General features: G+C 62.6%; 25 protein-coding genes. 9 read left to right on the top strand and 16 right to left on the bottom strand.

Annotation, left to right across the window (positions count from 1 at the left end; translation table 11 throughout):
* Positions 1–89 precede the first annotated feature (89 nt).
* Positions 90–1,235: a CDP-alcohol phosphatidyltransferase family protein gene (locus tag AB433_RS07965; RefSeq protein ID WP_047820610.1), complete on the top strand. Its 1,146-nt coding sequence runs from the start codon at positions 90–92 to the stop codon at positions 1,233–1,235.
* Positions 1,232–1,660: an HIT family protein gene (locus AB433_RS07960; RefSeq protein WP_047820609.1), complete on the top strand. Its 429-nt coding sequence runs from the start codon at positions 1,232–1,234 to the stop codon at positions 1,658–1,660. Before AB433_RS07965 ends, AB433_RS07960 begins: the two co-directional genes overlap by 4 nt.
* Here the strand turns inward: AB433_RS07960 and AB433_RS07955 are convergent, their stop codons facing one another.
* A complete protein-coding gene (locus AB433_RS07955) occupies positions 1,661–2,401 on the bottom strand; it encodes a phosphocholine cytidylyltransferase family protein (protein ID WP_047820608.1) in 741 nt (246 codons plus the stop codon).
* A 166-nt stretch (positions 2,402–2,567) separates the two neighbouring features.
* Between AB433_RS07955 and AB433_RS07950 the strand changes: the two genes are divergently transcribed.
* Entirely contained in the window at positions 2,568–3,848 is a 1,281-nt protein-coding gene (locus AB433_RS07950; protein WP_245626619.1) for a lipopolysaccharide biosynthesis protein, read from the top strand.
* 5 nt (positions 3,849–3,853) lie between these two features.
* Here the strand turns inward: AB433_RS07950 and AB433_RS07945 are convergent, their stop codons facing one another.
* From AB433_RS07945 to AB433_RS07935, 3 genes are all read right to left on the bottom strand, one after another.
* Positions 3,854–4,813, bottom strand: a complete 960-nt coding sequence (locus AB433_RS07945) for a hypothetical protein (protein ID WP_047820607.1) — start codon at positions 4,811–4,813, stop codon at positions 3,854–3,856.
* A gap of 3 nt (positions 4,814–4,816) precedes the next feature.
* Entirely contained in the window at positions 4,817–5,800 is a 984-nt protein-coding gene (locus AB433_RS07940; protein WP_218916929.1) for a CDP-alcohol phosphatidyltransferase family protein, read from the bottom strand.
* Between the two features lie 285 nt (positions 5,801–6,085).
* Positions 6,086–6,886, bottom strand: coding sequence for an HAD family hydrolase (locus AB433_RS07935; protein ID WP_053059055.1), 801 nt, complete (start codon positions 6,884–6,886; stop codon positions 6,086–6,088).
* Positions 6,887–6,916: 30 nt separating this feature from the next.
* On the opposite strand from AB433_RS07935, the gene AB433_RS07930 reads away from it, so the two are divergent.
* The 4 genes from AB433_RS07930 to AB433_RS07915 all read left to right on the top strand — a co-directional run bounded on the left by AB433_RS07930 (position 6,917) and on the right by AB433_RS07915 (position 10,034).
* Entirely contained in the window at positions 6,917–7,702 is a 786-nt protein-coding gene (locus tag AB433_RS07930; protein WP_047820606.1) for a succinate dehydrogenase iron-sulfur subunit, read from the top strand.
* Between the two features lie 10 nt (positions 7,703–7,712).
* Positions 7,713–8,117 carry a hotdog family protein gene (locus AB433_RS07925; RefSeq protein ID WP_047820605.1) on the top strand — a complete coding sequence of 135 codons (405 nt, stop codon included), beginning with the start codon at positions 7,713–7,715 and terminating at the stop codon, positions 8,115–8,117.
* Positions 8,114–9,226 (top strand): cell division protein ZapE, encoded by a 1,113-nt coding sequence (zapE, locus tag AB433_RS07920; RefSeq protein ID WP_047820604.1) that lies wholly within the window; start codon positions 8,114–8,116, stop codon positions 9,224–9,226. Before AB433_RS07925 ends, zapE begins: the two co-directional genes overlap by 4 nt.
* Positions 9,227–9,326: 100 nt before the next feature.
* Entirely contained in the window at positions 9,327–10,034 is a 708-nt protein-coding gene (locus AB433_RS07915; RefSeq protein ID WP_047820603.1) for a pirin family protein, read from the top strand.
* Here AB433_RS07915 and AB433_RS07910 read toward each other — a convergent pair whose 3' ends face one another.
* From AB433_RS07910 to AB433_RS07900, 3 genes are all read right to left on the bottom strand, one after another.
* A complete protein-coding gene (locus AB433_RS07910) occupies positions 10,035–10,547 on the bottom strand; it encodes a P-loop NTPase family protein (protein WP_218916928.1) in 513 nt (170 codons plus the stop codon). It abuts the gene before it with no gap.
* Positions 10,548–10,803: 256 nt separating this feature from the next.
* Positions 10,804–12,039 (bottom strand): pyridoxal-dependent decarboxylase, exosortase A system-associated, encoded by a 1,236-nt coding sequence (locus tag AB433_RS07905; RefSeq protein ID WP_047820601.1) that lies wholly within the window; start codon positions 12,037–12,039, stop codon positions 10,804–10,806.
* Complete coding sequence (locus AB433_RS07900) at positions 12,036–13,574, bottom strand: acyl-CoA ligase (AMP-forming), exosortase A system-associated (RefSeq protein ID WP_047820600.1); 1,539 nt, start codon at positions 13,572–13,574, stop codon at positions 12,036–12,038. Before AB433_RS07900 ends, AB433_RS07905 begins: the two co-directional genes overlap by 4 nt.
* 87 nt (positions 13,575–13,661) lie before the next feature.
* Here AB433_RS07900 and AB433_RS07895 point away from each other — a divergent pair, with 87 nt between their 5' ends.
* Entirely contained in the window at positions 13,662–13,943 is a 282-nt protein-coding gene (locus AB433_RS07895; RefSeq protein WP_047820599.1) for an acyl carrier protein, read from the top strand.
* A gap of 3 nt (positions 13,944–13,946) precedes the next feature.
* On the opposite strand, the gene trxB is transcribed toward AB433_RS07895, so the two are convergent.
* From trxB to thiE, 5 genes are all read right to left on the bottom strand, one after another.
* The gene (gene trxB, locus AB433_RS07890; protein WP_245626618.1) at positions 13,947–14,909 is read right to left on the bottom strand and encodes a thioredoxin-disulfide reductase; all 963 of its coding nucleotides are present in this window, start codon (positions 14,907–14,909) and stop codon (positions 13,947–13,949) included.
* 88 nt (positions 14,910–14,997) lie between these two features.
* Positions 14,998–15,411 carry a cupin domain-containing protein gene (locus AB433_RS07885; protein ID WP_156170740.1) on the bottom strand — a complete coding sequence of 138 codons (414 nt, stop codon included), beginning with the start codon at positions 15,409–15,411 and terminating at the stop codon, positions 14,998–15,000.
* A 9-nt stretch (positions 15,412–15,420) separates the two neighbouring features.
* Positions 15,421–16,119 (bottom strand): M23 family metallopeptidase, encoded by a 699-nt coding sequence (locus tag AB433_RS07880; RefSeq protein WP_245626617.1) that lies wholly within the window; start codon positions 16,117–16,119, stop codon positions 15,421–15,423.
* Between the two features lie 5 nt (positions 16,120–16,124).
* The gene (locus AB433_RS07875; RefSeq protein ID WP_053059053.1) at positions 16,125–17,351 is read right to left on the bottom strand and encodes a L,D-transpeptidase family protein; all 1,227 of its coding nucleotides are present in this window, start codon (positions 17,349–17,351) and stop codon (positions 16,125–16,127) included.
* Between the two features lie 74 nt (positions 17,352–17,425).
* On the bottom strand, positions 17,426–18,073 hold the full coding sequence (gene thiE / locus AB433_RS07870) for a thiamine phosphate synthase (protein WP_047820598.1): 648 nt from the start codon (positions 18,071–18,073) through the stop codon (positions 17,426–17,428).
* Between the two features lie 41 nt (positions 18,074–18,114).
* On the opposite strand from thiE, the gene AB433_RS07865 reads away from it, so the two are divergent.
* Positions 18,115–18,516 (top strand): hypothetical protein, encoded by a 402-nt coding sequence (locus AB433_RS07865; RefSeq protein WP_156170739.1) that lies wholly within the window; start codon positions 18,115–18,117, stop codon positions 18,514–18,516.
* A 67-nt stretch (positions 18,517–18,583) separates the two neighbouring features.
* Here AB433_RS07865 and AB433_RS07860 read toward each other — a convergent pair whose 3' ends face one another.
* Genes AB433_RS07860 through gap form a run of 4 tightly spaced genes read right to left on the bottom strand, consistent with a single transcriptional unit; the run spans position 18,584 to position 22,186 of the window.
* Positions 18,584–19,456 (bottom strand): fructose bisphosphate aldolase, encoded by an 873-nt coding sequence (locus tag AB433_RS07860; protein ID WP_179944962.1) that lies wholly within the window; start codon positions 19,454–19,456, stop codon positions 18,584–18,586.
* A 35-nt stretch (positions 19,457–19,491) separates the two neighbouring features.
* On the bottom strand, positions 19,492–20,691 hold the full coding sequence (locus tag AB433_RS07855; protein ID WP_047820595.1) for a phosphoglycerate kinase: 1,200 nt from the start codon (positions 20,689–20,691) through the stop codon (positions 19,492–19,494).
* Complete coding sequence (locus AB433_RS07850) at positions 20,688–21,161, bottom strand: MOSC domain-containing protein (RefSeq protein WP_047820594.1); 474 nt, start codon at positions 21,159–21,161, stop codon at positions 20,688–20,690. The genes AB433_RS07855 and AB433_RS07850 overlap by 4 nt, the downstream gene beginning before the upstream one ends.
* Before the next feature lie 17 nt (positions 21,162–21,178).
* Positions 21,179–22,186: a type I glyceraldehyde-3-phosphate dehydrogenase gene (gene gap / locus AB433_RS07845; RefSeq protein ID WP_047820593.1), complete on the bottom strand. Its 1,008-nt coding sequence runs from the start codon at positions 22,184–22,186 to the stop codon at positions 21,179–21,181.
* Positions 22,187–22,203: the final 17 nt, after the last annotated feature.

The following is a 22,203-nucleotide window of genomic DNA, read 5'->3' as shown; positions in this document are numbered from 1 at the left end:
GCCTGTTGAACGCCCAAACGCCCCCATACGGGGATTACGCGCATGTCAGGCATTGCCGTTCGCAAATCGCCCATCTAAGCGCCTTGAACATGATCAGGTCCGATAACGCCCCCACGGTCGTTTCCGTCGGAGAGAACCCCACGCTGCTATGGGGACTCTCGATGGGCGAACGCACGCGCCGCATTGCGCGGTCGGCGGACCTGCCGCGCGACAACTGGCATGCGCGTGAAAACGGTCCGGTGCTGTTGGTCAACGCCGCGTTCGCCTACGATCCGTGCTGGCTGCGCGAATTGGGTCGGCGGCCCGATACGATGCTGACCTTGGGCGGCGTGCCCGCATTGGCGCATGTTTCCGATCCCGTACAGGCGGAGAAGATCCGCACGGCTATGCTGGAAGGCATCGATTGCGAGCCCTTGCCGCTGACCATCCTGCGCTATGAAGACGGGCCGACGGTAGAAAACAAGCAACTGCGCAAGCGGGAAACACCGTTCCTGATTGCGCTGAACCCGCAAACCGTCCGCCCGATCGAACGGGCCAGCTATTTCGGCGCCTACAAGGGCGTGACCGATGTTCTGACCAAGTACCTGTGGCCCGAATGGGCGCTGGTCATTACCCGCATTGCGGCACGGCTGAACATCACGCCGAACATGGTGACGGCAGTCGGCGCGGCGTTCTGCCTTGCGGCCACCGCACTGTTCGCCTTCGGCCATTACTGGCAGGGCATGGCATTCGGGCTGGTGTTCATGGTGCTGGATACCGTTGACGGGAAACTGGCCCGTTGCACGATCACGTCCAGCTGGTGGGGCAACGTCTTCGACCACGGCATAGACCTGATCCACCCGCCGTTCTGGTGGTGGTTCTGGGCGACAGGGCTGGTCTATTGGGGACTGGCGCTCGATCCTACGACCTTTTGGCTGACCCAGATCGCGATACAGGGCGGCTATGTTGTGCAGCGCATGATCGAAGGGCTGTTCATGCGGCGGCATCAGATGATGCACATCCATGTCTGGCGGCGGTTCGACAGCTGGTTCCGCCTGATCACGGCGCGGCGCAATCCAAACATGGTGATCCTGTTCGTCGCCACGCTGTTCGGACGCCCCGATATCGGCATCGTAGCGGTGGCGTGGTGGACCGTAATTTCGCTGGTGGTCCATTGCATACAGCTGTTGCAGGCAGAGATCGCGGTGCGTCGACACGGCCCGATCAAAAGCTGGCTTTCGGGAGATGCGGCATGAACCCCACTATCGAGAAATTCGGGTATCCGGCTACGCTGATCCGCGAATTCGAACACTGGGTCGTGCTGCTGCGTCCGGCCCAGCCGACTCTGGGCAGCCTCGTACTTGCGGCCAAGTCCGAAGTCACCGATTTCTCCGCCCTTCCCCCGGCGGCGTTTGCGGAACTGGAGCAAGCGACGAAAGCGATCGAAACCGCGCTGCGCGGCTTCGTCGATTATGCGAAGATCAACTACCTGATGCTGATGATGGTGGACCCCCAAGTCCATTTCCACGTCATCCCGCGCTATGATGGCGCGCGCGAATGGGGTGGGCACAGCTTCACCGATGCAGGCTGGCCGAAGGTGCCGGACCTCGGCTCAGCTATCGCGCTGACCGACGCCGACATCGCGGCCCTGCGCGAAGAACTCTCCGCGCTGCTCGCCTGATCAGCCGACCCAGCGATCGGTCAGTTCGGTCGCGATCTCGATATCGTTGAGGAAGTCGACCTCGGCCCAGTCCAGCCCTTCGATCGACTTGGTGCCGACCTTGCCACTATCGGCGATCATGTCGATCACCTTCAGGTACCAATGGTTGACACCGTCGGGCGTACGCATCGTGTCACGCACGGTATTGCGGAACAGTTCCGCCCCCTCGCCTCGAAACGCAAGGAACCCGATCGATTCGGCATTGCTGACTTCGGCCGTCAGCGTCTTGCCGATGCGGGCAAGCCGCCCGTTCTCCCCGCGCGAGACCTTCATGTCGTCGCTGTCGTAGGACGGCTTTACGTCGACCGTGACCGCGATGGGCCAGTCGGAGCCTTCCTGAACCTTTCGTACGATGTCTTCCGAAATCAGCGTATCGCCATTCAGGATCAGGAAGTCATTCATCATCTGCTCACGCACGATCCAGCACGAGCCCAGGTTGTCTGCCACCTTGAAGAACGGGTTGAAATGACAGGTCACCTCCACCCGCGGGTTGTCGATGCGGGCGATGGCCGCTTCGACCATGTCCGTCATGAAGCCGGTGACAACGTCGATCCGCTTCACCCCGCCGCGGGCCAGCATCTCTATCTGCCATTCGATCAGCGACTTTCCGGAAAAGTCGATCAGGCACTTCGGACGCTCGGCGGTCAGCGGCAGCAGGCGCGAGCCCTGCCCCGCGCTCAACAGAATGGCATGTTCGATCATGGCCAATCCGTTAGGCAACTTGAACCTTTCCCGCAATTGCCTTGGCCAGGCTGCACACAGCACGGTGCGCAATTTTGCACGGACGCTTGCGCGATGGCGGGCGGTCGTCCATTCGGCGTCGAATATGGCTAATCGCGCGGAAACCTCTCCGCAAAACCGATCCCTGATGGGACGAATGGTCGCGAACCTCGCCTGGCTGATCGCCGGGAAGGGTTTCGGCGCGGTATGCTCGCTCGTCTATCTGGCGATTCTGACGCGTACGCTGGGCCTGAAAGACTTCGGCCACTTTGCGCTGATTTTCGGCACCTCGCAGGCGCTGATCGCGATCTGCGGGTTCGAAACGTGGCGCGTCGTCGTGCGATACGGGGCAGAGCACGTTCACGCCAAAAACTGGGACGCGTTCGGGCGGTTGTCGATGTTGGCGGGCGTGCTCGACGTTGTCGGTGCGCTGTTCGGCACGCTGGTCGCCTATCTAGCCTTCTACCAGTTTGCCGACATGCTGGAACTGAACCCGGCGCTGGTCGACATGGGTTTCTGGTTCAATGTCGCGGCGGTCTGGGCGCTGGTATCGGCCCCCACCGGCGTGGTCCGCGCGCTCGACCGGTTCGACCTGGCCGTTTATGTCGAAGCGCTGGTCCCGCTGGGCCGACTGGCGGCAGCGGTCGGCATTTGGCTGACCGGACCAAGCCTGGTGAAGTTTTTCATCGCATGGGCGCTCATCGACCTGCTGGAGGCTGCAGTCTACTGGATCATCGCCCGCTGGCTTTGCCCGCAGGCGATCAGATTCAAGAACCTTCGGTCCATCGGGCAGACCAAGCAGGAAAATACCGGCGTCGTGCGGTTCTTCGGTGTCACGTACGCCAGTGCCTCGCTCAACGCGCTCTATCGCCACGGGCCGCTGCTGGCGGTGGGGTACTTCGTCGGGACCAGTTCAGCGGGCCTCTATCGCCTTGCGCACCAGTTGGCGCAAGGATTGGCCAAGCTTTCCACCCTGCTGACCCGCGCCGCCTATGCCGAGATTGCCCGCGCCCGCGTCGCGTCGGACATCGCGGCCTTTCGCAAGCTGGTTGTGCAAACCACGCGTCTGGCGGGGCTTGGCGGGTTGCTCGTCGTTGCCGTCGTCTTCGTCGCAGGCCGCTTCCTGCTGGAACTGATCGCGGGCGAATCGTTTGGCGCCGCCTATGTCGCACTGGTCCCGCTGACCATCGCGGCCAGCTTTGAACTGGCGAGCGTGGCGTTCGAACCTGTGCTGCATTCGACCAATCGGGCACGGCTGGCGCTGCGGGCGCACTTCGCGATTGTAGTGGCGACCTCGGCAATGCTGCTCCTCCTCGCCCCGACATATGGCAGCAGCGGTGCAGCCTGGTCGGTCGCGATCGGCGGGTTGGTCGGCTATCTCGTGATGGGGGGCATGACGCTCTATGCGATCCGCAGGCTGGAGTCCTGAGGCGCTCAATCGTCGTCTGCGCTATCCTCACCCGCACTGCCGGCTGCTGCGGCGGGAAAGGCATAAGTCCAGATCGTCGCACTCGTCGCCAAAGCACCCAGACGCAGCAGCAGACTGCTGAGCGCGAGCGAACCCGGCCCCGGCACCAGCCACAGCAGAAGTACGGTCCCGCCCAGCCCACCGACAGAGGCGAGTGAGACGACCTGCTTCATCTGCCGGACCTCGCTGACACGCCGCAGATAGCCCATGCCCCGCGATGCCCGTGCGACTGCGCTTCCGAACGGACCGACGACGAAGTGCAGGATCGAGTGGCTGGCGTGATAGAAAAACCGCCGCATCGAAAGCGACGCGGTCAGGGTCAGAAACTCTCGCCACGCGGGGACATAGTGCTCGGTCCGCTCTATCTGCCGTTCCGTTGGCGGTTTCTCCCGCCAGAGCGCGAGAGTGATTGTCGTCACCCACTCCCGCGCGGCGAGCGCCAGAACCGCCGCCTCTGCCGTCGGCCAGATCAGCAGGACAATCGGCACCATGATTGCCGCGGACCACGACCGCACGACGCGCGGAACCGCCGAACCGAATCCGCGCGCACGAAGCGGTCCGTTGTATCGCGCGGGGAAACCCAAAGCGATCATGGCGATAAGGGGCACCAACTCCCGCTCTTCGAAAAAGACATAGAGCAAGGCAATCAGGCCCAGAGCGACAAGTCCGCCGACCAGAGAGGCCCCTTCCAGTATCCATGCGCGCAGTCTGGTCGCACGGAATATCTCAGGCGCAGCCGCGCGGCGACGGCGCACCGCCCCGACGGTGGCAATGGCGCTGATCCCTTGGGCTGCGTTTGCGCAAAAATGCACGGCAATAACCAAGGCCAAGGCGCGTGGTCCGATCTGGATGAGGACCGTTCCCCAAAGCAGAAGCAGAGCGAGAACCGGAACCAGTTCGCGCTTTATCAAACGACCCCAGGGCATCCGCTATTGAATCCAGGGTGTCGGCGCAGACCCGCCCCGCGCCATCCCCCACGCCTGAATAAAGCGGATCGGCTGGATGCCGATGGTCAGCACGCTCCACACTGCGGCAAGGACAAATCCGGCAACCGGCTGGCCTAGGATCAGACCAACCGTCATGATCGCAAGGATCGTGTTCCGACGGGCGATGATCAACCGCAGGTATTGATCGAAAGGCTGCCACATGTACTGGTTGAAGCCGTAGACTTTCTTGAACCCGACTTCGACAAGTCGCCCGACAACATAGCTTCCCACGATCACCACCGCCGATCCGACGATCAACGCATGATCCGCCGAATCCCGCAACAATCCATAGGCAAGGCACCCCCACCAGACCGGCGGGTGCACCAGATCGGGAATATGATCTAGCTTGTTCCCGAACGGGCTGGACGTGCAGGTAACGCGCGCCAACTTGCCATCCACGGTATCGAGGAACGTCATCGTCCAGGCGAGGATCAGTCCTTCCCCAATCATGCCCTCGAAGAAAAGGTAGGCGGTGACGAAGGTCAGCACGATGCTCGTCATCGTGACGGCATTGGGCGTAACGCCGATCCGGGATAGCAGACGGACCAGCCAGAAAGCCGGCACCGGCCAGACATAGCGCGTCACGATATCGGTAATGCCCTTGTAGACATCCTTGAACAGCCGCCATTCCGCCGCCGCGACCGGCATGGCATCGACATCCAGCACCAGCCCGTCCTGCTGGCGGCGCAGCTTGCGATTGTACATCGCACTCAAATCCGCATCGCTCGCCCGGCGCAAACCGAGTTCAGCGCAGCCGCTGTCGTCGCGCAATGATGCAAGATCGATTTCGGATCCGCCATCCACCACGACGGCGGCAGCATCGCCGATCGGGCTTTTCACGACAATGCCGGGATTTGCGATCATCCAGTCGAGAGTCACATCGCTCAGAATACAACCCGCATCGGCGACCAGGCGGCAATCCGCCATCGAAGGTGAGCGCGACGCCACCTGCCGGCGCAGCCGTTCGGCGGGAGTAATGCCATAGATTCGGCCCTTCGCCGATCCCTGCACCTCCAGGCCTGCAACTGGCTCACCCGCCATCAAACGTTCCGATTCCCTTGCACTGCGACGGCCCCGTGCCAGCGGCCGGTCAGACGTCTGACCGCGCGGATAGCACAGACCCGGCCCCCAAGCCGTGTCGGCTTAAGCACTTGTCACCAGTCGATACAAAATGCCAGCCGGTATTGTGACAACACCGAAAGCAATCCCCACTCAGGCCTTGCCGAAATCCGCGACCGACCAACCCCGCCCCTGCGCCCGCCGCGTCGCGCGCGCCGATGCGGTTACGAAAACCGCCTCGTCCGACCATTCGAGCATCGGCGCGTCGGCAAAGCTGTCGGAATAGGACCGCACGTGGCCATTTTCGGCATCGATCCCCATTTCCGACAGGTAGGCGGAAATGCGCCGCAACTTTTCTTCGCCGTAACAATTCCGTCCGTCGATCCGAACGCCAGAGAAATCGGCCCAGCGGGTTGCGATCACGTGATCTATCCCGGCAAGCTGGCCTATTCTCTCGGCATAGAAAGCCATCGCGGCGGTGGCGATTATGATCAGTCGCCCTTCGGCCCGGTCGCGCTCCATCGCCCGCGCGGCACCAGTCGCGATCCAGCCCGGCACCGCCGTAGCTGCGAATTCGCTGGAAACCTCCGCCAGTCGCCTGTCGTCGATATTCGCAAGGAAAAGTCGCAACCCGAACTGTTTAAGCGCCTGCCGTGAGAATGCGCCCAGTTTGTAAATCGCCATCGCCACGATCCAGACCGGCGCGAGAACCAAGCGCCACGGCGCAATGCGACGCGCCGCGAACAGCAGGAAGGGCGTGAACGTCGCCCGGCGCAGCAAGGTGCCATCAAGGTCGTAAATCGCGATATCCTGCCGCAACAATCGGTTCCCCAGCTTCGGTCGCCAGCGGTTAGGCGTTCGGCTGTTCGGGCGCAAGCGATCACGAAAAAGCGTGATGCCGCAGCGCAGCACCCTTGACTTGCCGCGCGCGGTCATGTTGACGCGGGCAGGCATTCCATTTCGATTAGTCAGGTTGAAGCACCGATGGCCCAGTTTGCCCTGCCGAAGAATAGCCGCATCAACGGCAAGACCCGTACGCACAAGGCGGAAACCGGCGGAAAGGCGCGCAACTTCAAGGTCTATCGCTATGACCCGGATAGCGGCGAGAACCCGCGCTACGACGTATTCGAAATCGATCTGGACGCCTGCGGCCCCATGGTGCTCGACGCGCTGATCAAGATGAAGAACGAGATGGACCCGTCCCTGACGTTCCGTCGGTCCTGCCGCGAGGGCATTTGCGGATCCTGCGCGATGAACATCAACGGCCGAAACGGCCTCGCCTGCACCACCGCGATCGAGGATTGCGGTTCGGGCGAGATTCGCATCACGCCGCTGCCGCACATGGACGTGATCAAGGATCTCGTCCCCGATTTCACGCACTTCTACGCACAATACGCGTCGATCCGCCCTTGGCTGCAAACCGTAACCCCGACCCCGTCGGGCAAGGAACGTCTGCAGTCGCCGGAAGATCGCAACAAGCTGGACGGTTTGTACGAGTGCATCCTGTGTGCGTGCTGCTCCACTTCGTGCCCCAGCTACTGGTGGAATTCCGACAAGTTCCTTGGCCCGGCGATCCTGCTTCAGGCCTATCGCTGGCTGGCGGACAGCCGTGATGAAATGACCGGTGAGCGTCTGGACGAGTTGGAAGACCCTTTCCGCCTCTATCGCTGCCACACGATCATGAACTGCGCGAACGTCTGCCCCAAGGGTCTGTCCCCGGCGAAGGCCATCGCCGAAATCAAGAAGATGGAAGCCGAACGCCTCGTCTGAGCCTTTTTCGGTGCAAGACGACGGCTGGAGCATCTACGACTTTCGCGGTTCGGGAACGTGGCCGGAGCATTGGCCTCCTGTCCACTACCGTCCAGCGGGCGAGAACGCGTACGAATTCAAGGTCGATACCGATGCGCGCCACGGAAACCTGCTTTCCGGGCTGCACGGCGCGTTTCTGGCTGGACTGGGGGAACATGTCCTCGCCATCCCGCTCATGTCCCGCGCCATGCAAAACGTCACCGTATCCTACGCGATCGACTATCCCGGCGCCGGAAGCGCAGGCAAACCCATTTTCGGCAACTTGCGGGTAAAGCAGGAAACCGGGCGCATGCTATTCCTCAGCTTTGAGATGGCCCAGGATGATCGCTGCATCGCCCATGGCAGCGGCGTAGTCCGCAAGTTGCCCGGCGTATGAGCGGGCTGCTCGCCAGATACGATGCGCTGATCGCCGCGGGGGAACTGCGCAGCGATGCCGACCAACGCCTCGCAGCAGAGGCGCTCGATGCCCTGCAGGCGCAACTGGAAGTTGCCCCGGCCAAGGGCGGATTGCTGAAACGCCTGTTCGGCGGCGAGGCCCCTGCCCCGCGCGGCATTTACATGTGGGGCGGTGTCGGGCGCGGCAAATCGATGCTGATGGACCTGTTCCACGAAACGCTGGATGTGTCGGCGAAACGGCGCGCGCATTTCCACGAATTCATGCTCGACGTTCACGCCCGGCTTCGGGCAGAGCGCAAAAAGGAAAGCGGCGATCCCGTCCTGCCGGTCGCCGCACAGATCGCCGCCGAATCGCGCGTGCTGGCCTTCGACGAAATGGTCGTGAACAATTCCGCCGACGCCATGATCATGAGCCGGCTGTTCACCGCCCTGATCGCGGCGGGGGTGACGATCGTGACAACATCGAATCGCGCGCCGTCGGACCTCTACAAGGACGGTTTGAACCGAGAACATTTCCTGCCCTTTATCGCCCTGATCGAAAGTCGCCTCGATGTCCTGACGCTCGACGGACCGACCGATTACCGACTGGAACGTCTGGGCGGGATGGATGTCTGGTACGTCCCCACCGGGCCAGAAGCGACGGCGAAGGTGCGCGAGCTCTTCTATCGCCTGACCGACTATCCGCCCGAAGATGCGGAGCATGTAACCGGCTGCGAACTGGCCGTCGGCACCGGGCGCACGATCTTCGTGCCGAAGAGCCTGAAGGGCGTCGCGGTTTTCTCCTTCAAACGGCTGTGCGCAGAGGCACGCGGCGCGTCCGATTACCTTGCCATTGCGCGCAACTATCACTCGGTCATCGTCGTCGGCATCCCGCAGATGGGGCCCGATATGCGGAACGAGGCGGCCCGCTTCGTCACCCTGATCGACGCTCTGTATGAACACGGCGTAAAACTGATCGCCACCGCCGACGCGCGCCCGGCAGAACTGTACGAGGCTGGCGACGGACGCTTTGAATTCGACCGAACCGTCAGCCGCCTGATGGAAATGCAATCGGCGGATTACCTGGCCCGCGGGCATGGGGAGCAATAGGCACAGCGATGTGCCCTCTTGAGCACGTTCGAATGTAGATTATCTGCAGGGCATTCCGGCGGCCCCGCAATCGGGCAACCCCGCCGATGTGGATAATAACATGATCGAAATCAGGCCCTTCGACGGCTTGGGCAAGGCCAATCTCGGGTGGCTGGACACCAGCTTTCACTTCAGCTTTTCCGGCTATCACGACCCGGATCGCATGAACTGGGGGCGTCTGCGCGTCTGGAACGACGACTGGATCGCGCCGAAAAGCGGCTTTCCCGAACACCCGCACCGCGACATGGAGATCATCACCTATGTCCGCAAGGGAACCATCAGCCACCGCGACAGCCTTGGCAACAGCGGCGCGACCGAGGCAGGCGACGTTCAGGTCATGAGCGCCGGCACGGGAATTGCCCACGCCGAATTCAACTTGGAGGACGAGCCGACCGAGCTGTTCCAGATATGGATAATGCCCGACCGCACCGGCCTGCCGCCGTCATGGGGCAACCGCGCCTTTCCCAAGGGCGGCCGTTCCCGACAGTGGGTAACACTGGCCAGCGGTGACGCTGAAGGCTCCGGCGAAAACGATCCTCTGCGTATCAATGCCGATGCGCGAATTCTGGCCGCCACACTGAATGTCGGTGAAACTCTGGCTATGCCACTCGATCCGGCACGGTATTATTACCTCGTGCCGATCGACGGTTCGATCGACGTGAACGGCAAGGCCGCGCATTCGCGCGACGGTATTGCGATTAGACGGGAAAGCGCGTTGCAGATCACTGCGGCGGATACGGTCGAGCTATTGATGGTCGAAACCGCCTGATCAATGCAGCCGGTGCGGCGGCGCCTTGCAATTCTTCACATAGGTTGCGTGATCCCGCCGCCGCACCGCGCCTGCCATCAGGCCGTCCGGTCCTGAAAATCGCGCACCCGGCGCAGGCTTCTCTAGCATCAAGGTCATGCGAATCTCGCGCCAGATCGCGTGACATTCGGGTTGGCAAAGCATGGGGATCAGCGCCGGGCTGCCCGCCAGCACGACCTGAACCGCCGCACCGGTCGCAGAATCGCAAAGCGTTGCGAGCGCCGCAAGCGTCACTTGCGGAACCAGTTCCGCCTCGTCGACAATCACCAGAACGCTGTCCGATCCCGGCCACGACACCGGTGGCAGGGTAGCTAGCCGTGCAAACGTGAGCCCCTCTGCCCGAAGCAGGTGTTCGATAGAGCGACCGCATTCGTCGCCATGCAAGTGTACGATCCGGCTAAATTCGGCGCCCGCCCTATGCCCGATGTCCAATAACAAGGCATGACGCTCCGCCCTCGTTGGCGCGGTCAGCACGACTGCACGGTCCCGCCTTTCAAGTGCGGTCAGGCACCCCTGGATTACGCGGGGCGGCCCTGCTTGGATCTGAGAGAACCGGATGGGGAATTTCCGGGTATTCAGCTGCGATAGGTTGACGGACATTCTTGCGGCCCTCGCTTTGTTCCGGCCTAAGCAATGCCTTGATAACGCTGCCGGAAAAAGCCGAACTACCTCCGGATCGCACCCTAAGTCGCGGGCATCCTTCGCAATCACCCTCCGATTTGGAGGTAAATCATCCCGCGACGAGTACCTCGTGCGCTGGGCCATGGCCAAGGAACTCCGCCGGACTGGCGCTGGCCCCATAAGCACCGGCGCAGAAGATCGCGACCAGATCGCCTTCCTGCATCATCGGCAACGAGACCTTGTCCGCCAGCCGGTCGATCGGGGTGCATAGCCTTCCGACAATCGATTGCGGCGCGCCAGACGCGGCCTCGTCCATGCGGTTGGCGACCGCGACCGGATAGTTTCGGCGCACGACCGTACCGAAATTGCCCGATGCGGCAAGCTGGTGATGCAAGCCGCCGTCGACCACCACGAAGGTCTCGCCATGGCTTTGCTTCACGTCGAGCACGCGGGTCAGGTACACGCCCGCCTCACCCACCAGCCAACGGCCCAGTTCAATCGCGAACTGCGTATCGGCATAAACATCGGACAGGCCCGCAAGCGTTTCGCCCAACGCTGCACCCACGGCATCGACATCCAGTGGCGCGTCACCCGGAAAATAGGGAATGCCGAACCCACCACCAATATTGCAATGGGGCAGCGGAGCGTCCGCAGCCTCGGCCAGCCTGACAGCCAGCGCGACGGTTTCGCGCTGCGTTTCGATCACCGAATCGGCGGAAAGCGCCTGACTGCCCGCAAAGATATGAAATCCGCGCCATTCGGCACCGGCAGCGATTATCTCTTGCACGAGTGGCGGCACGGTTTCCGCATCGATCCCGAACGGCTTGGCCCCGCCGCCCATCTTCATGCCCGACCCTTTCAGGTCGAAATCCGGGTTCACACGAATGGCCAGACGCGGCGACTTGCCGATGCGGTCCGCCACTTGCAGCGCCCGTCGCAGTTCCCCGGCGGATTCGAGGTTCAGCGTAACACTGGCGGAAATCGCGGCTTCCAGTTCCGCATCGCTCTTACCCGGGCCGGCGAAGCTTATCCGCGATGCCGCAACACCTGCCCCCATGGCCATCTGCAACTCGCCCGCCGAGGCGACATCGAACCCGTCCACCAGCCCCGCCATGTGCGCGAGAAGCGGTGCGAACGGATTGGCCTTCATCGCATAGTGGATCGCCAGTCGATCCGGCATTGCCCGCCGCAACTGTGCGACCCGCGCGGTCAGCATAGCGGCGTCATAAACGAACAACGGCGTTCCCCCCGCTTGCGCCACCCAGTGCGATGCGGGCTTGCCCTCTATAACCAGTTCCCCCGCCACAGAGCCAAAGCCCGCCGGGATCGGTCCCATAGCCTTCATGCCGCCTCTCCCGCCAGTTCGCGGGCCAGCCCGACCCGGTCCAATTTTCCCGTCGCCCCTTTCGGCAGCGCATCGCGCCAGTGGATCGCCTGCGGTTGCATATAGGTCGGCAGTTCGCGGCGCAGCGCTTGCACCAGTGGAGCCGAAACATCGTCGGGGTCGGTTCCTGCGGGCGCGCGGACGACAAGGTGGATCGCCTGCCCCAGGGCCGGATCGGGCAGGCCAAGCGCCACGCATTCGGCGACGAAACCGGTGGCGAGGGCAATCTCCTCGATCTCTTGCGGGCTGACCCGCTGGCCCAGCGACTTGATCATCGCATCGCGCCTGCCCACGAAATAGAGCAATCCTTCGGCGTCATACCGCACCCGATCGCCGGACCATGCCGCGATGCCGCCCGATTTCGATCCGCTCGGCGCTGGCCGGAACCGTTCGGCGGTCTTGTCGGCATCATGCCAGTATCCTTGCGCCACCAGCGGCCCTGCGTGTACGAGTTCCCCCTCCTCACCTGGACCAGCCAGATCGCCGTCATCCTTCACGACAAGAACCTCGGCATGGGGGATAGCTCCGCCAATCGAGGTCGGATGCGCGTCGATCAGGTCCGGCGGCAGGTAGGTAGACCGAAAGGCTTCGGTCAGCCCGTACATCGCATAAAAGTCCGCATCGGGAAAACGGGCGCGAAGGCGACGGACCAACGGCTCGCCCAAAGCGCCGCCACTGTTGGTAAGGCGGCGGAGCGGCGTCACAGCCTCTTGCGGCCAGACCTGTTCCAGCAATTGCACCCATAGGGGCGGCACGGCAGCCAAGGTCGTGATCCCATGCCGAGCGACCGCCTTCACCACTTCGCGCGCAAGCAGATAGTCGATTGGAACGACCGCACCGCCCGCAAACCATGTCGAAAGCAGCTGGTTCTGCCCATAATCGAATGCCAGTGGCAGGACGGACAGGGTTCGGTCGCCTTCGGTCAGATGCAGGTAGTGCGCAACCGCCTCCGCACCCAGCCAAAGGTTCGCATGGCTCAGCATCACACCCTTCGGACGTCCGGTCGATCCGCTGGTATAGAGAATAGCCGCCAAGGCGTTCGGATCATGGTCGCTCGGCCCTATCGGCAGCGCATCGGCGGCGGGCGGGCGGTCCGCTTCATCCAGCAAGATGCAGCCTTCGGGCACATCCGCCGCAGCCAGCCCGTCCAACCGCCCCTTGTTGGCGATCAGCAGCCGCGCACCGCTGTCGGCCAGAATATGCGACACCTGCGCGTGCTTCAGCGCGGGATTGACCGGCACGTGGACCAGCCCCGCACGCGGCGCAGCCAACGGCAGCAGGCAGGTCAGCCAACCCTTGCCCGACCAGCTCGCCACGCGGTCTCCGGCGGCGAACCCCTGCTGAGCCAGCCATCCTGCCAACATGCCAATCTCCGCCTCCAGATCGGCGTAGGTCAGCACCCTGTCTTTTAGAACGAGCGCCCGTGCATCGGGCGCGCCGCGCAGCGTCAGCCGGTCTATCGGTTGCGGGTCGACGGGAAGAATCGCGGCGCTCATGCAAGGGCGCATAGCATGGGTGCGCGCAGGCACCATGCCTGCAGACGGGTTGCCCAACGCGTTTCGGGGAGGTAATGGCCGACGCCCATGTGCGACACAGTACCCTCTGACACCCAGTCGACCGATACGGTCCTGCGCGCGATCCTCACTGACGTTCTGGCCCTGACGCCAGAGCGTGTGGCGGCTTTCGATGCGGATACCGAACTGTTCGGCGCGCTGCCCGAACTCGATTCGCAGGCCGTTGCGGGCTTGTTGACCGAAATCGAGGATCGCTTCGACGTCATCGTCGAGGATGAGGATGTCGACGGTGAGATGCTGGAAACTTTCGGCGCGCTCTGCGCCTTCATCGACGCCAAGCGCGCCGAGTAGGCGTTACTCCGCCGCTTCGCGCGCAAATTCCAGCGTGGCGAGGAAGCGTTCCGCATCCAGCGCCGCCATGCAGCCCGTGCCGGCAGCCGTGACTGCCTGACGATAGGTGTGGTCCATCACGTCACCACAGGCGAATACACCTGGAACCTCTGTCTTCGGCGTGCCGGGTTCGACCAGCAGATAACCGCTGTCGTCCATCGGCAGCTTGCCCTTGAACAGCTCGGTCGACGGCGCATGACCGATGGCCACGAACGCGCCTTCGGTGTCGAACCGGCTCTCCTCGCCCGTCACGGTGTCTTTCAGGATCAAGTGCGTCAGGCCCTTGCCGTCTTCACCCTCGAACCGTTCTACGGTCTTGTTCCAAAGTGTTGAAATCTTGGGATTCTTGAACAGACGTTCCTGCAGGATCTTCTCGCTGCGAAGCTCGTCCCGGCGGTGGATCAAGGTCACGTCGTCGGAGTGATTGGTTAGGTATAGCGCCTCTTCCACGGCGGTATTGCCCCCGCCGATCACGACGACTTTCTTGCCGCGGTAGAAAAACCCGTCGCAAGTCGCGCAGGCAGAAACGCCCTTGCCCGACCATTCCTGCTCACCCTCTACGCCCAGCCATTTCGCCTGTGCGCCGGTGGCGATGACCAGTACTTCGCCGACGTATTCGTCACCGCTGTCGCCCTTGGCCACGAACGGCGATCCGCGCGCAATATCAACGTCGGTGATCGTGTCCCACATCATCCTCGTGCCGACATGCTCGGCCTGCGCCTGCATTTCCTGCATCAGCCACGGCCCCTGGATCACGTCGCGGAAACCGGGATAGTTCTCAACATCGGTCGTAATGGTCAGCTGGCCGCCGGGCTGAAGCCCCTGCACCACGATCGGCTCCATCCCAGCGCGCGCGCCATAGATCGCGGCGGAAAGTCCGGCCGGGCCGGAACCGATGATGAGCATGCGGGTCTTGTGTGTCGTCACGTCGCTTTTCCCATGAAGAATCGGGAAATGGAGATAGGCAGCGTTGCCGCAAAAGCAAAGGCCGTGCGGATCGCCTATGCCGGTCTTGTCAGGCTGACGGCGGTTGCCACCCCGGCGGGGCCAGCTCGAACCCGGCAAAATCGAAGCCGGGTGCAACGATGCAGGTCACCAACGTCCAGTCGCCCGTGGTTTCGGCGGCCTGCCATTGATGCGGTGGGATGGGATGTTGGACTAGCTGCCCCGCCATGACATCGCTGCCCAGCGTTACCGCATCATCCGACGTTCGGAGGACCAACGGCGCACCCGCGTTGTAAATCCACATCTCGGACGCATCGACCCGATGCCAGTACGAATGCTCGCCAGATTTCAGCAGGAACAGGATACCAGTCGCCAGATCGCGCCCGCCATCGGGACTCGGCTCGCGCCAAGTTTCGCGAAACCACCCGCCCTCAGGATGCGGGGCAAGATGAAGGGCTTCTATCAGGCTATCGGCATCGATCATGCCGAACGATTACGGCGCGGCGGCACCGGTAAGCAAGGGATAGGGATTGATCGGCGTTCCCCTCCACCACGCTTCGTCAGGCGTCATCCGCATCACCGCGAAATGCAGGTGCGGAGCCTCTGCATCGGCATTGCCCGACGATCCGACGGTGCCAAGCGTCTGCCCTGCCCGCACAGTTTGGCCCTCGCTCAGTCCGGGCGCATAGCCCCGCAGGTGAGCGTAATAAGACATCCGGGTTCCGTCGAAGCTGCGAATATAAACCGTATTGCCGCCAGCTTCGGACACGAACAGTTTTTCAACCCGCCCCGGAGCCATCGCCACGACAGGTGTGCCTTCCGGAGCCATGATGTCGATGGCCTCGTGCCGTCCTTTGGCGCGAACATCGTCGAACGAATCGACCAGTTCTGCGGAAGCCACGCCGCGCACCGGAATGCGCAGGCCGCCGACAGCAGCAATCCCCGCCCCCGGGCCGGGATCTTCGACAGGCAAGGCAACCGTCGTCAGCCCAGCATCGGGAGCAGCCGCTGTTTCTGCTGACGTATCGGCAATGGCCGAAGTCGACGGGCTCGTCTTGCGCACATCGCTCATCATGATCACCCCGCCCAGCGCCCAAGCAAGCGAGGTTACGCCCGCCGTGACCAGCACGATGCGAGCATCCCGCCAGAACGAGTGCTTCGCGCGCACCGGAGCTTGCTCATGGGTGGTCACGGCGCTCATTCCTGAAAAATGACCTGCGTCGACTGAGACACCATCTCGGCCAGTCGCGCCGCGTCCCAGTTGGTCAGCCGGACGCAGCCGTGGCTTTCGGCTCGTCCGATCGTCTGCGGCTCAGGCGTGCCGTGGATGCCGTAATGTTCCTTCGACAAATCGATCCAGACGACGCCCACGGGGCCGTTGGGTCCGGGCGGAAGCTGCTGCTTTTCTTCGCTATCCGCGACGTCCCAGAACAACGACGGGTCGTAAGCGAAAGGCGGATTGTGTGCGACGCCAAGGATTTTCCACTCGCCGATGGGGAGCGGGTCGTGGCTCGAACCGCTGGTGATCGTGAAGGCCGCGATCAGCTTGTCGCTGGCGTCATAGACCTTCAATGTGTCGTCCGATCTGTCGGCGACGATCTTCGCGGCATCAGGCTGATCGCTACCAACTCCGAGCATCCGCAGGGTGTCGCGCCAGTCTACATCCATATCGCTGGAAGCATCGATGAAGTCGGCACCGATATTCGGCACGCGGATTTGCTGACCGGCCGCGAACGTCGACTTCGGTCCGGGCGTTGCGCCGCCTTCGGGCGTTTCAGTCGCGGTCGGGCTAGGCGTCGGAGTCGCACTGGCCGTGTCGACCGGCGACGGCGAGGCACGATCGGCGGGTGCGGTGGTGGCAGGCTTTCCGCCGGGGTTCAGCATTTTCAGCGCATCGACCGTCGTGTGGAACCGCTCCGCCAGCTTTTCGTCGAGCGATTCGTAACCAAGCCGCGACATCTTCGCCTGATCTGCAGGATCGTCCGGGATAGTCTCGAACCGCCCGACCGCGAAGTCCTCCGGTATCGTCACCACGCGGGTCGCTGCTATGTCCTGCCAGCGGACAAGCGCCTCTTTAGTGGCATCGTCCAGCGTGCCCGTCTCTTCCAGATCGTTGGCTTCCTGAAAGGCAAGCAGCGCGTTCTTGGTCGACATACCCATCTCGCCATCGATCACCCCCGGCGAAAAGCCGAGGCGGTCGAGCACGACCTGCGCCTGCATCGTCGGGCGCTCTTCACTGTCGGGAATTGCCTGCTCTTGGGCTGTATCGCCGCGATCGTTGCTGCGCATGGCATCGGCGTAATTGTTGTCGGCCTGCTCGGTCGCAGTGGGCTCTGGCGCAGGGGTTTCGTCAGAGCCGCCTGAGCAGGCGGCAAGCGCGAGAGCGGTCGAAAGACCGAGCAGAAGGGCGGATTTGCGGATCATGTGGCGTCCCGGGGTTATGGTCTGGTTACCCCGACTAACGCGCAACTGCCCCCTTGGGTCCGCCGTACGGCGCGTCAGGCCTCGGCTTCGGGTGGCGGAGCCTTGGCGATGGCCTCGGCAAAGGCCTTTACCGCAGTGACCTCATCCCCGTTCCAGACCGCGCCAGACACCGCCAGAAAGTCCGCACCTGCACTGATCAGCGGGCCGCAATTGTCAGGCGTGATCCCACCGATGGCGACACTGGGCAGTTCGACGTAGTGATACCACCAGTCGAGCAGTTCCAGCTCTGCCCGGTGTTCAGTGTCCTTCGTGGTGCTGGGAAAGAACGCGCCGAACGCGACATAGTCCGCACCCTGTTCGCCCGCTTCCAAGGCAAGGTGGCGGCTGGCATGGCAAGTCACCCCGATCTGCGATTTGGGGCCGAGTTTCTCGCGCGCCTCTTTCACCGATCCATCCGATTGGCCGAGGTGCACACCATCGGCTTTCAACCGGTTGGCCAGCGAAACGTCGTCGTTGACGATAAACGCCACGTCGCGATCCGCGCAAATCTGCTGCAGCGGTTCGGCGAGTTTCGCCGCCTCATGCTGGTCCAGCCCCTTCACGCGGAACTGGAACGCGGTGGCAACGCCTTTCCCGGCATCGAGCGCGCGGGCAAGCCGGTCGGGAAAGTCGCCCGAAACGTCGAGCGGGGAAATCAGATAGAGCTGGCACGTTGTGTTCATAAGCCGCCCCTTAGTGCGCCAAGGATGGAGTGTGAAGCCGAATGACGATCCGAACGACTACCGGCGCTGCTGCGTTGCTCATGGCCGTGGCGACAGGGGGCTGCGTGACCTACCCTGCCGATCCCGTGCAAGACTCGGCGCCGGCGCGCAGCTTTGTCGGCTTGGGACAGCCTGTGTCGCTCGGCGGCGGCTATGTGGCCACGCCGCGCAAGGTCTACGAAGACAGCCGGTGCCATGTCGGAGTGCAGTGCGTGTGGGCCGGTCGCGTCGTCGTCACCACGCAGATCGACGGGCCGGGCTGGAGCGAAACCTTAAACCTCGTGTCCGGCAAGCCACTGCGTACCCACGGCCATGAGTTCCTGCTTATCGAAGTCCTTCCCGCGCAGCACCCGCAAGAGGACATCTCGGAGAGCGACTATCGATTCAATTTCGTGATGGATTAAAGTCTGTAAGCAAAAAGGGCCGCGCTCCGATGTGAAGCGCGGCCCTTTTTGTTTTGGGTCAGATCGATCAGGCGACGCTGGCTGCGTGGATCTGGTCGATCGCGTCACCCAGCGTCTTGTCGAATTCCGCATCCGACTGACCTGCGCGCAGATCCTGCAGCAGGCCGCGGCTGAAGCTGGCGATCATGCCCTTGTTCTTCGCCAGTTCGGCGCAGGCCTCGTCGGTCGAATATCCGCCCGACAGAGCGACCACCGCCAAAACCTTGGGGTGCGCGATCAGGTCGGCATAGAGATTTGCCTCGACCGGGATCGAGAGCTTGAGCATGACCTGCTCGTCGATGCTCTCAAGGTTCTTGAGGATTTCGGCCTTCAGGATCTTTTCACCCTCGGCGCGGCCCTCGGCCTTGATGTTGTATTCAGGCTCCAGCATCGGGACCAGCCCGGCGGCAAGGACCTGACGTCCAACCTCGAACTGCTGCGCGACGATGGCGGCGATGCCTTCGGGGTTCGCTTCGTTGATGACCGAGCGTTCCTTGGTGCCGAATACGCCCAGCGACTTCGCGCGGGCCAGCAGAGTGTCGAGTTCCGGCATCGGCTTCATCATCTGAACACCGTTTGCTTCGTCTTCCAGACCCTTATCGATCTTGATGAAGGGAACGATGCCCCGATCGATCAGCGCCTGCGGCGTCGGCTTGCCTTCGACCTGACCGTCCATGGTCTTTTCGAACAGAATCGCGCCGATCACCTTGCCGTTCGAGAACGAGGGCGATGTGATGATGCGGCTGCGCATCTCGTGGATCTTGGCAAACATTTCGTCGTCACCGGACCATTCGCTGTCCTCGACCCCGTAACCGCGCAGCGCCTTGGGCGTCGAACCGCCCGACTGGTCGAGCGCGGCGACAAAGCCCTGCCCGTCAGCGATCTGCTTCTTCATGTCCATTATCGTTTTTCCCTCTTGGTATTTTGCCGCCGCTTTTAGAGCGACAGGGCGGCAACGCCAAGCAGTTCCTTACCTTCCATCCATTCGAGGAAAGCACCGCCAGCGGTTGAAATATAGGTGAAATCCTGGGCTACCCCGGCATGGTTAAGCGCAGCAACGGTATCGCCGCCGCCAGCCACCGAAACCAGAGAGCCTTCCTTCGAAAGCGCCGCCGCCGTCTTGGCCAAAGCGACCGTGGCCGTATCGAACGGCTCCGTCTCGAACGCGCCCATGGGACCGTTCCACACCAGCGTACGACAGGTCTTCAGGACATCGCCCAGCGCCTCGACCGCCTGTGGCCCAACGTCGAGGATCATCTCGTTTTCGGCAACTTCGTGGACGTTACAGGTGCGCAAGCTGGCCGGGTTGGCCGCGAATTCCTGCGACACGACGACGTCGTAGGGCAGATGCACGGTGCAGCCCGACTGGTCAGCAGCTTCCATGATAGCCTCTGCAGTGCCGGTCAGGTCATGCTCGCACAGCGACTTGCCGACATCGACCCCGCGTGCGGCAAGGAAGGTATTCGCCATGCCGCCGCCGATGATCAGGTGATCGACCTGCCCGACAAGGTGTTTCAGCACGTCGAGCTTCGACGAAACCTTGGCCCCACCGACAACCGCCGCAACCGGCTTTTCCGGATTACCCAGCGCCTTGTCGAGCGCTTCCAGCTCCTTCTGCATCGACCGTCCGGCATAGGACGGCAACAGCTTGGTCAGCCCTTCGGTGCTGGCATGCGCGCGGTGGGCGGCAGAGAAAGCATCGTTAACGTAGAGGTCGGCATTCGCGGCGATGGCCTTGGCGAATTCGGGATCGTTCTTTTCCTCACCCGGCCAGAAGCGCGTGTTCTCAAGGATCGAAATATCACCGTTTCGCATGATCCCGATGGACTGGGCGACGATGTCGCCCGCCACTTCAGGCACGAACATGATTTCACGGCCCAGCACGTCCTGCACTGCATCGACCACCATAGACAGGCTCATCGTCGAATTGCGTGCGCCCTTGGGCCGCCCGAAGTGTGCGAGCAACAGAACTTTCGCCCCGGCATCGGCCAGTTCGAGAATGGTCGGGGCAGAGGCATTGATGCGGGTCTTGTCGGTGACCTGACCACCGTTCATCGGCAGGTTCAGGTCGACACGGACCAGCGCCACCTTGCCGGAAACATCGCCGACATCGTCCAACGTACGGAAGTTGCTCATTCTTCTATCCTGATTTCATCGCCGTTAGAGATCGTGCCCTCGGCTAGCACGCGGCCCAGCACACCGCCGCGCCAATCGGGCGCCAGCGCACCTTTTAATCCGACGTGGATTTCTTCCATGCGGCTGCACGGATCGCATTCCTGAACGACTTCGATGACGACGTCATTGCCGATGCGGATGCGGGCGCCTTCGATGCGCGGAAGGGAAAGCCCCTCGACCAGCAGGTTCGCCCGGCGCTCTTGCCAAGGGATCGCGCCGGGTTCCAGGCCGAGATCGGCCATCGCCGCGGCGCAGCTATCGGCTTCGATCAACGAAACCTGCCGTTTGCGCGGGCCATCGGGCTTCATCGCGCCGCGATAGTCGCCCGCGATGCCTTCGCGCACCGTGACCTTCGCAGTCTCGGTCAATTCCATCGGCCCACGCGGACGATCGTGCCGCGCAATGCCGCCCAATCGTCCCGTGGTGCCCATGAAAATGCGCCTTTCGCTTACAGGAAGCTCGCCATCTTGCCGGCAGTGTCGATCATGCGGTTCGAGAAGCCCCACTCGTTATCGTACCAGCTGACGACACGGGCAAGCTTGCCTTCGAGAACCGCGGTTTCGAGGCTGTCGACCGTCGAGCTGGCGGGATAGTGGTTGAAGTCCGACGAAACCAGCGGCTGTTCGGTGTAGTCCAGAACGCCCTTCATCGGGCCTTCGGCTGCGGCCTTGAGCGCGGCGTTGATCTCTTCCTTCGTCGTATCGCGCGCAGGCGTGAAGACGAGGTCGATCAGCGAAACGTTCGGGGTCGGCACGCGAACCGACGAACCGTCCAGCTTGCCCTTGAGTTCTGGCAGGACGAGGCCGACCGCGCGGGCAGCGCCGGTGGTGGTCGGGATCATGTTCTGCGCACCGCCACGCGCACGGCGCATGTCAGAGTGCATCTGGTCCAGCATACGCTGGTCGTTGGTGTACGAGTGGATCGTGGTCATGAAACCACGCTCGATCCCGATGGCGTCCTGCAGAACCTTCGCCACCGGGGCAAGGCAGTTGGTGGTGCACGACGCGTTCGAAACGACGTCGTCTTCGGCGGTCAGGGTATCCTGGTTCACGCCGAACACGATGGTCTTGGAAACACCCGAAGCCGGTGCCGAGATCAGCACTTTCTTTGCGCCAGCGGCGATGTGCGGGCGGGCCGCTTCGTCCGACTGGAAGAAACCGGTGCATTCCAGAACCATTTCAACGCCCATCGCAGCGTGCGGCAGCTTGCCGGGTTCACGCTCGCTGGTGACCTTGATGGTCTTGCCGTTCACGGTAATGCTATCGTCGCCAACTTCGACGGTGCCGGGGAAACGGCCATGGGTCGAATCGTACTGGAACAGAAGCGCGTTGGCCTTGACGCTGGCAAGGTCGTTGATCGCAACGAGTTCGAGATCGTGGTCGTCACGCTCCAGGATCGCGCGGGCCACTAGCCGCCCGATACGTCCGAAACCGTTGATCGCAACCTTGGTCGCCATGACTTGTAAACTCCTTG

The organism is Croceicoccus naphthovorans (assembly GCF_001028705.1).
GTDB lineage: Bacteria > Pseudomonadota > Alphaproteobacteria > Sphingomonadales > Sphingomonadaceae > Croceicoccus > Croceicoccus naphthovorans.
This window is presented reverse-complemented; position numbering and strand designations above follow the sequence as displayed.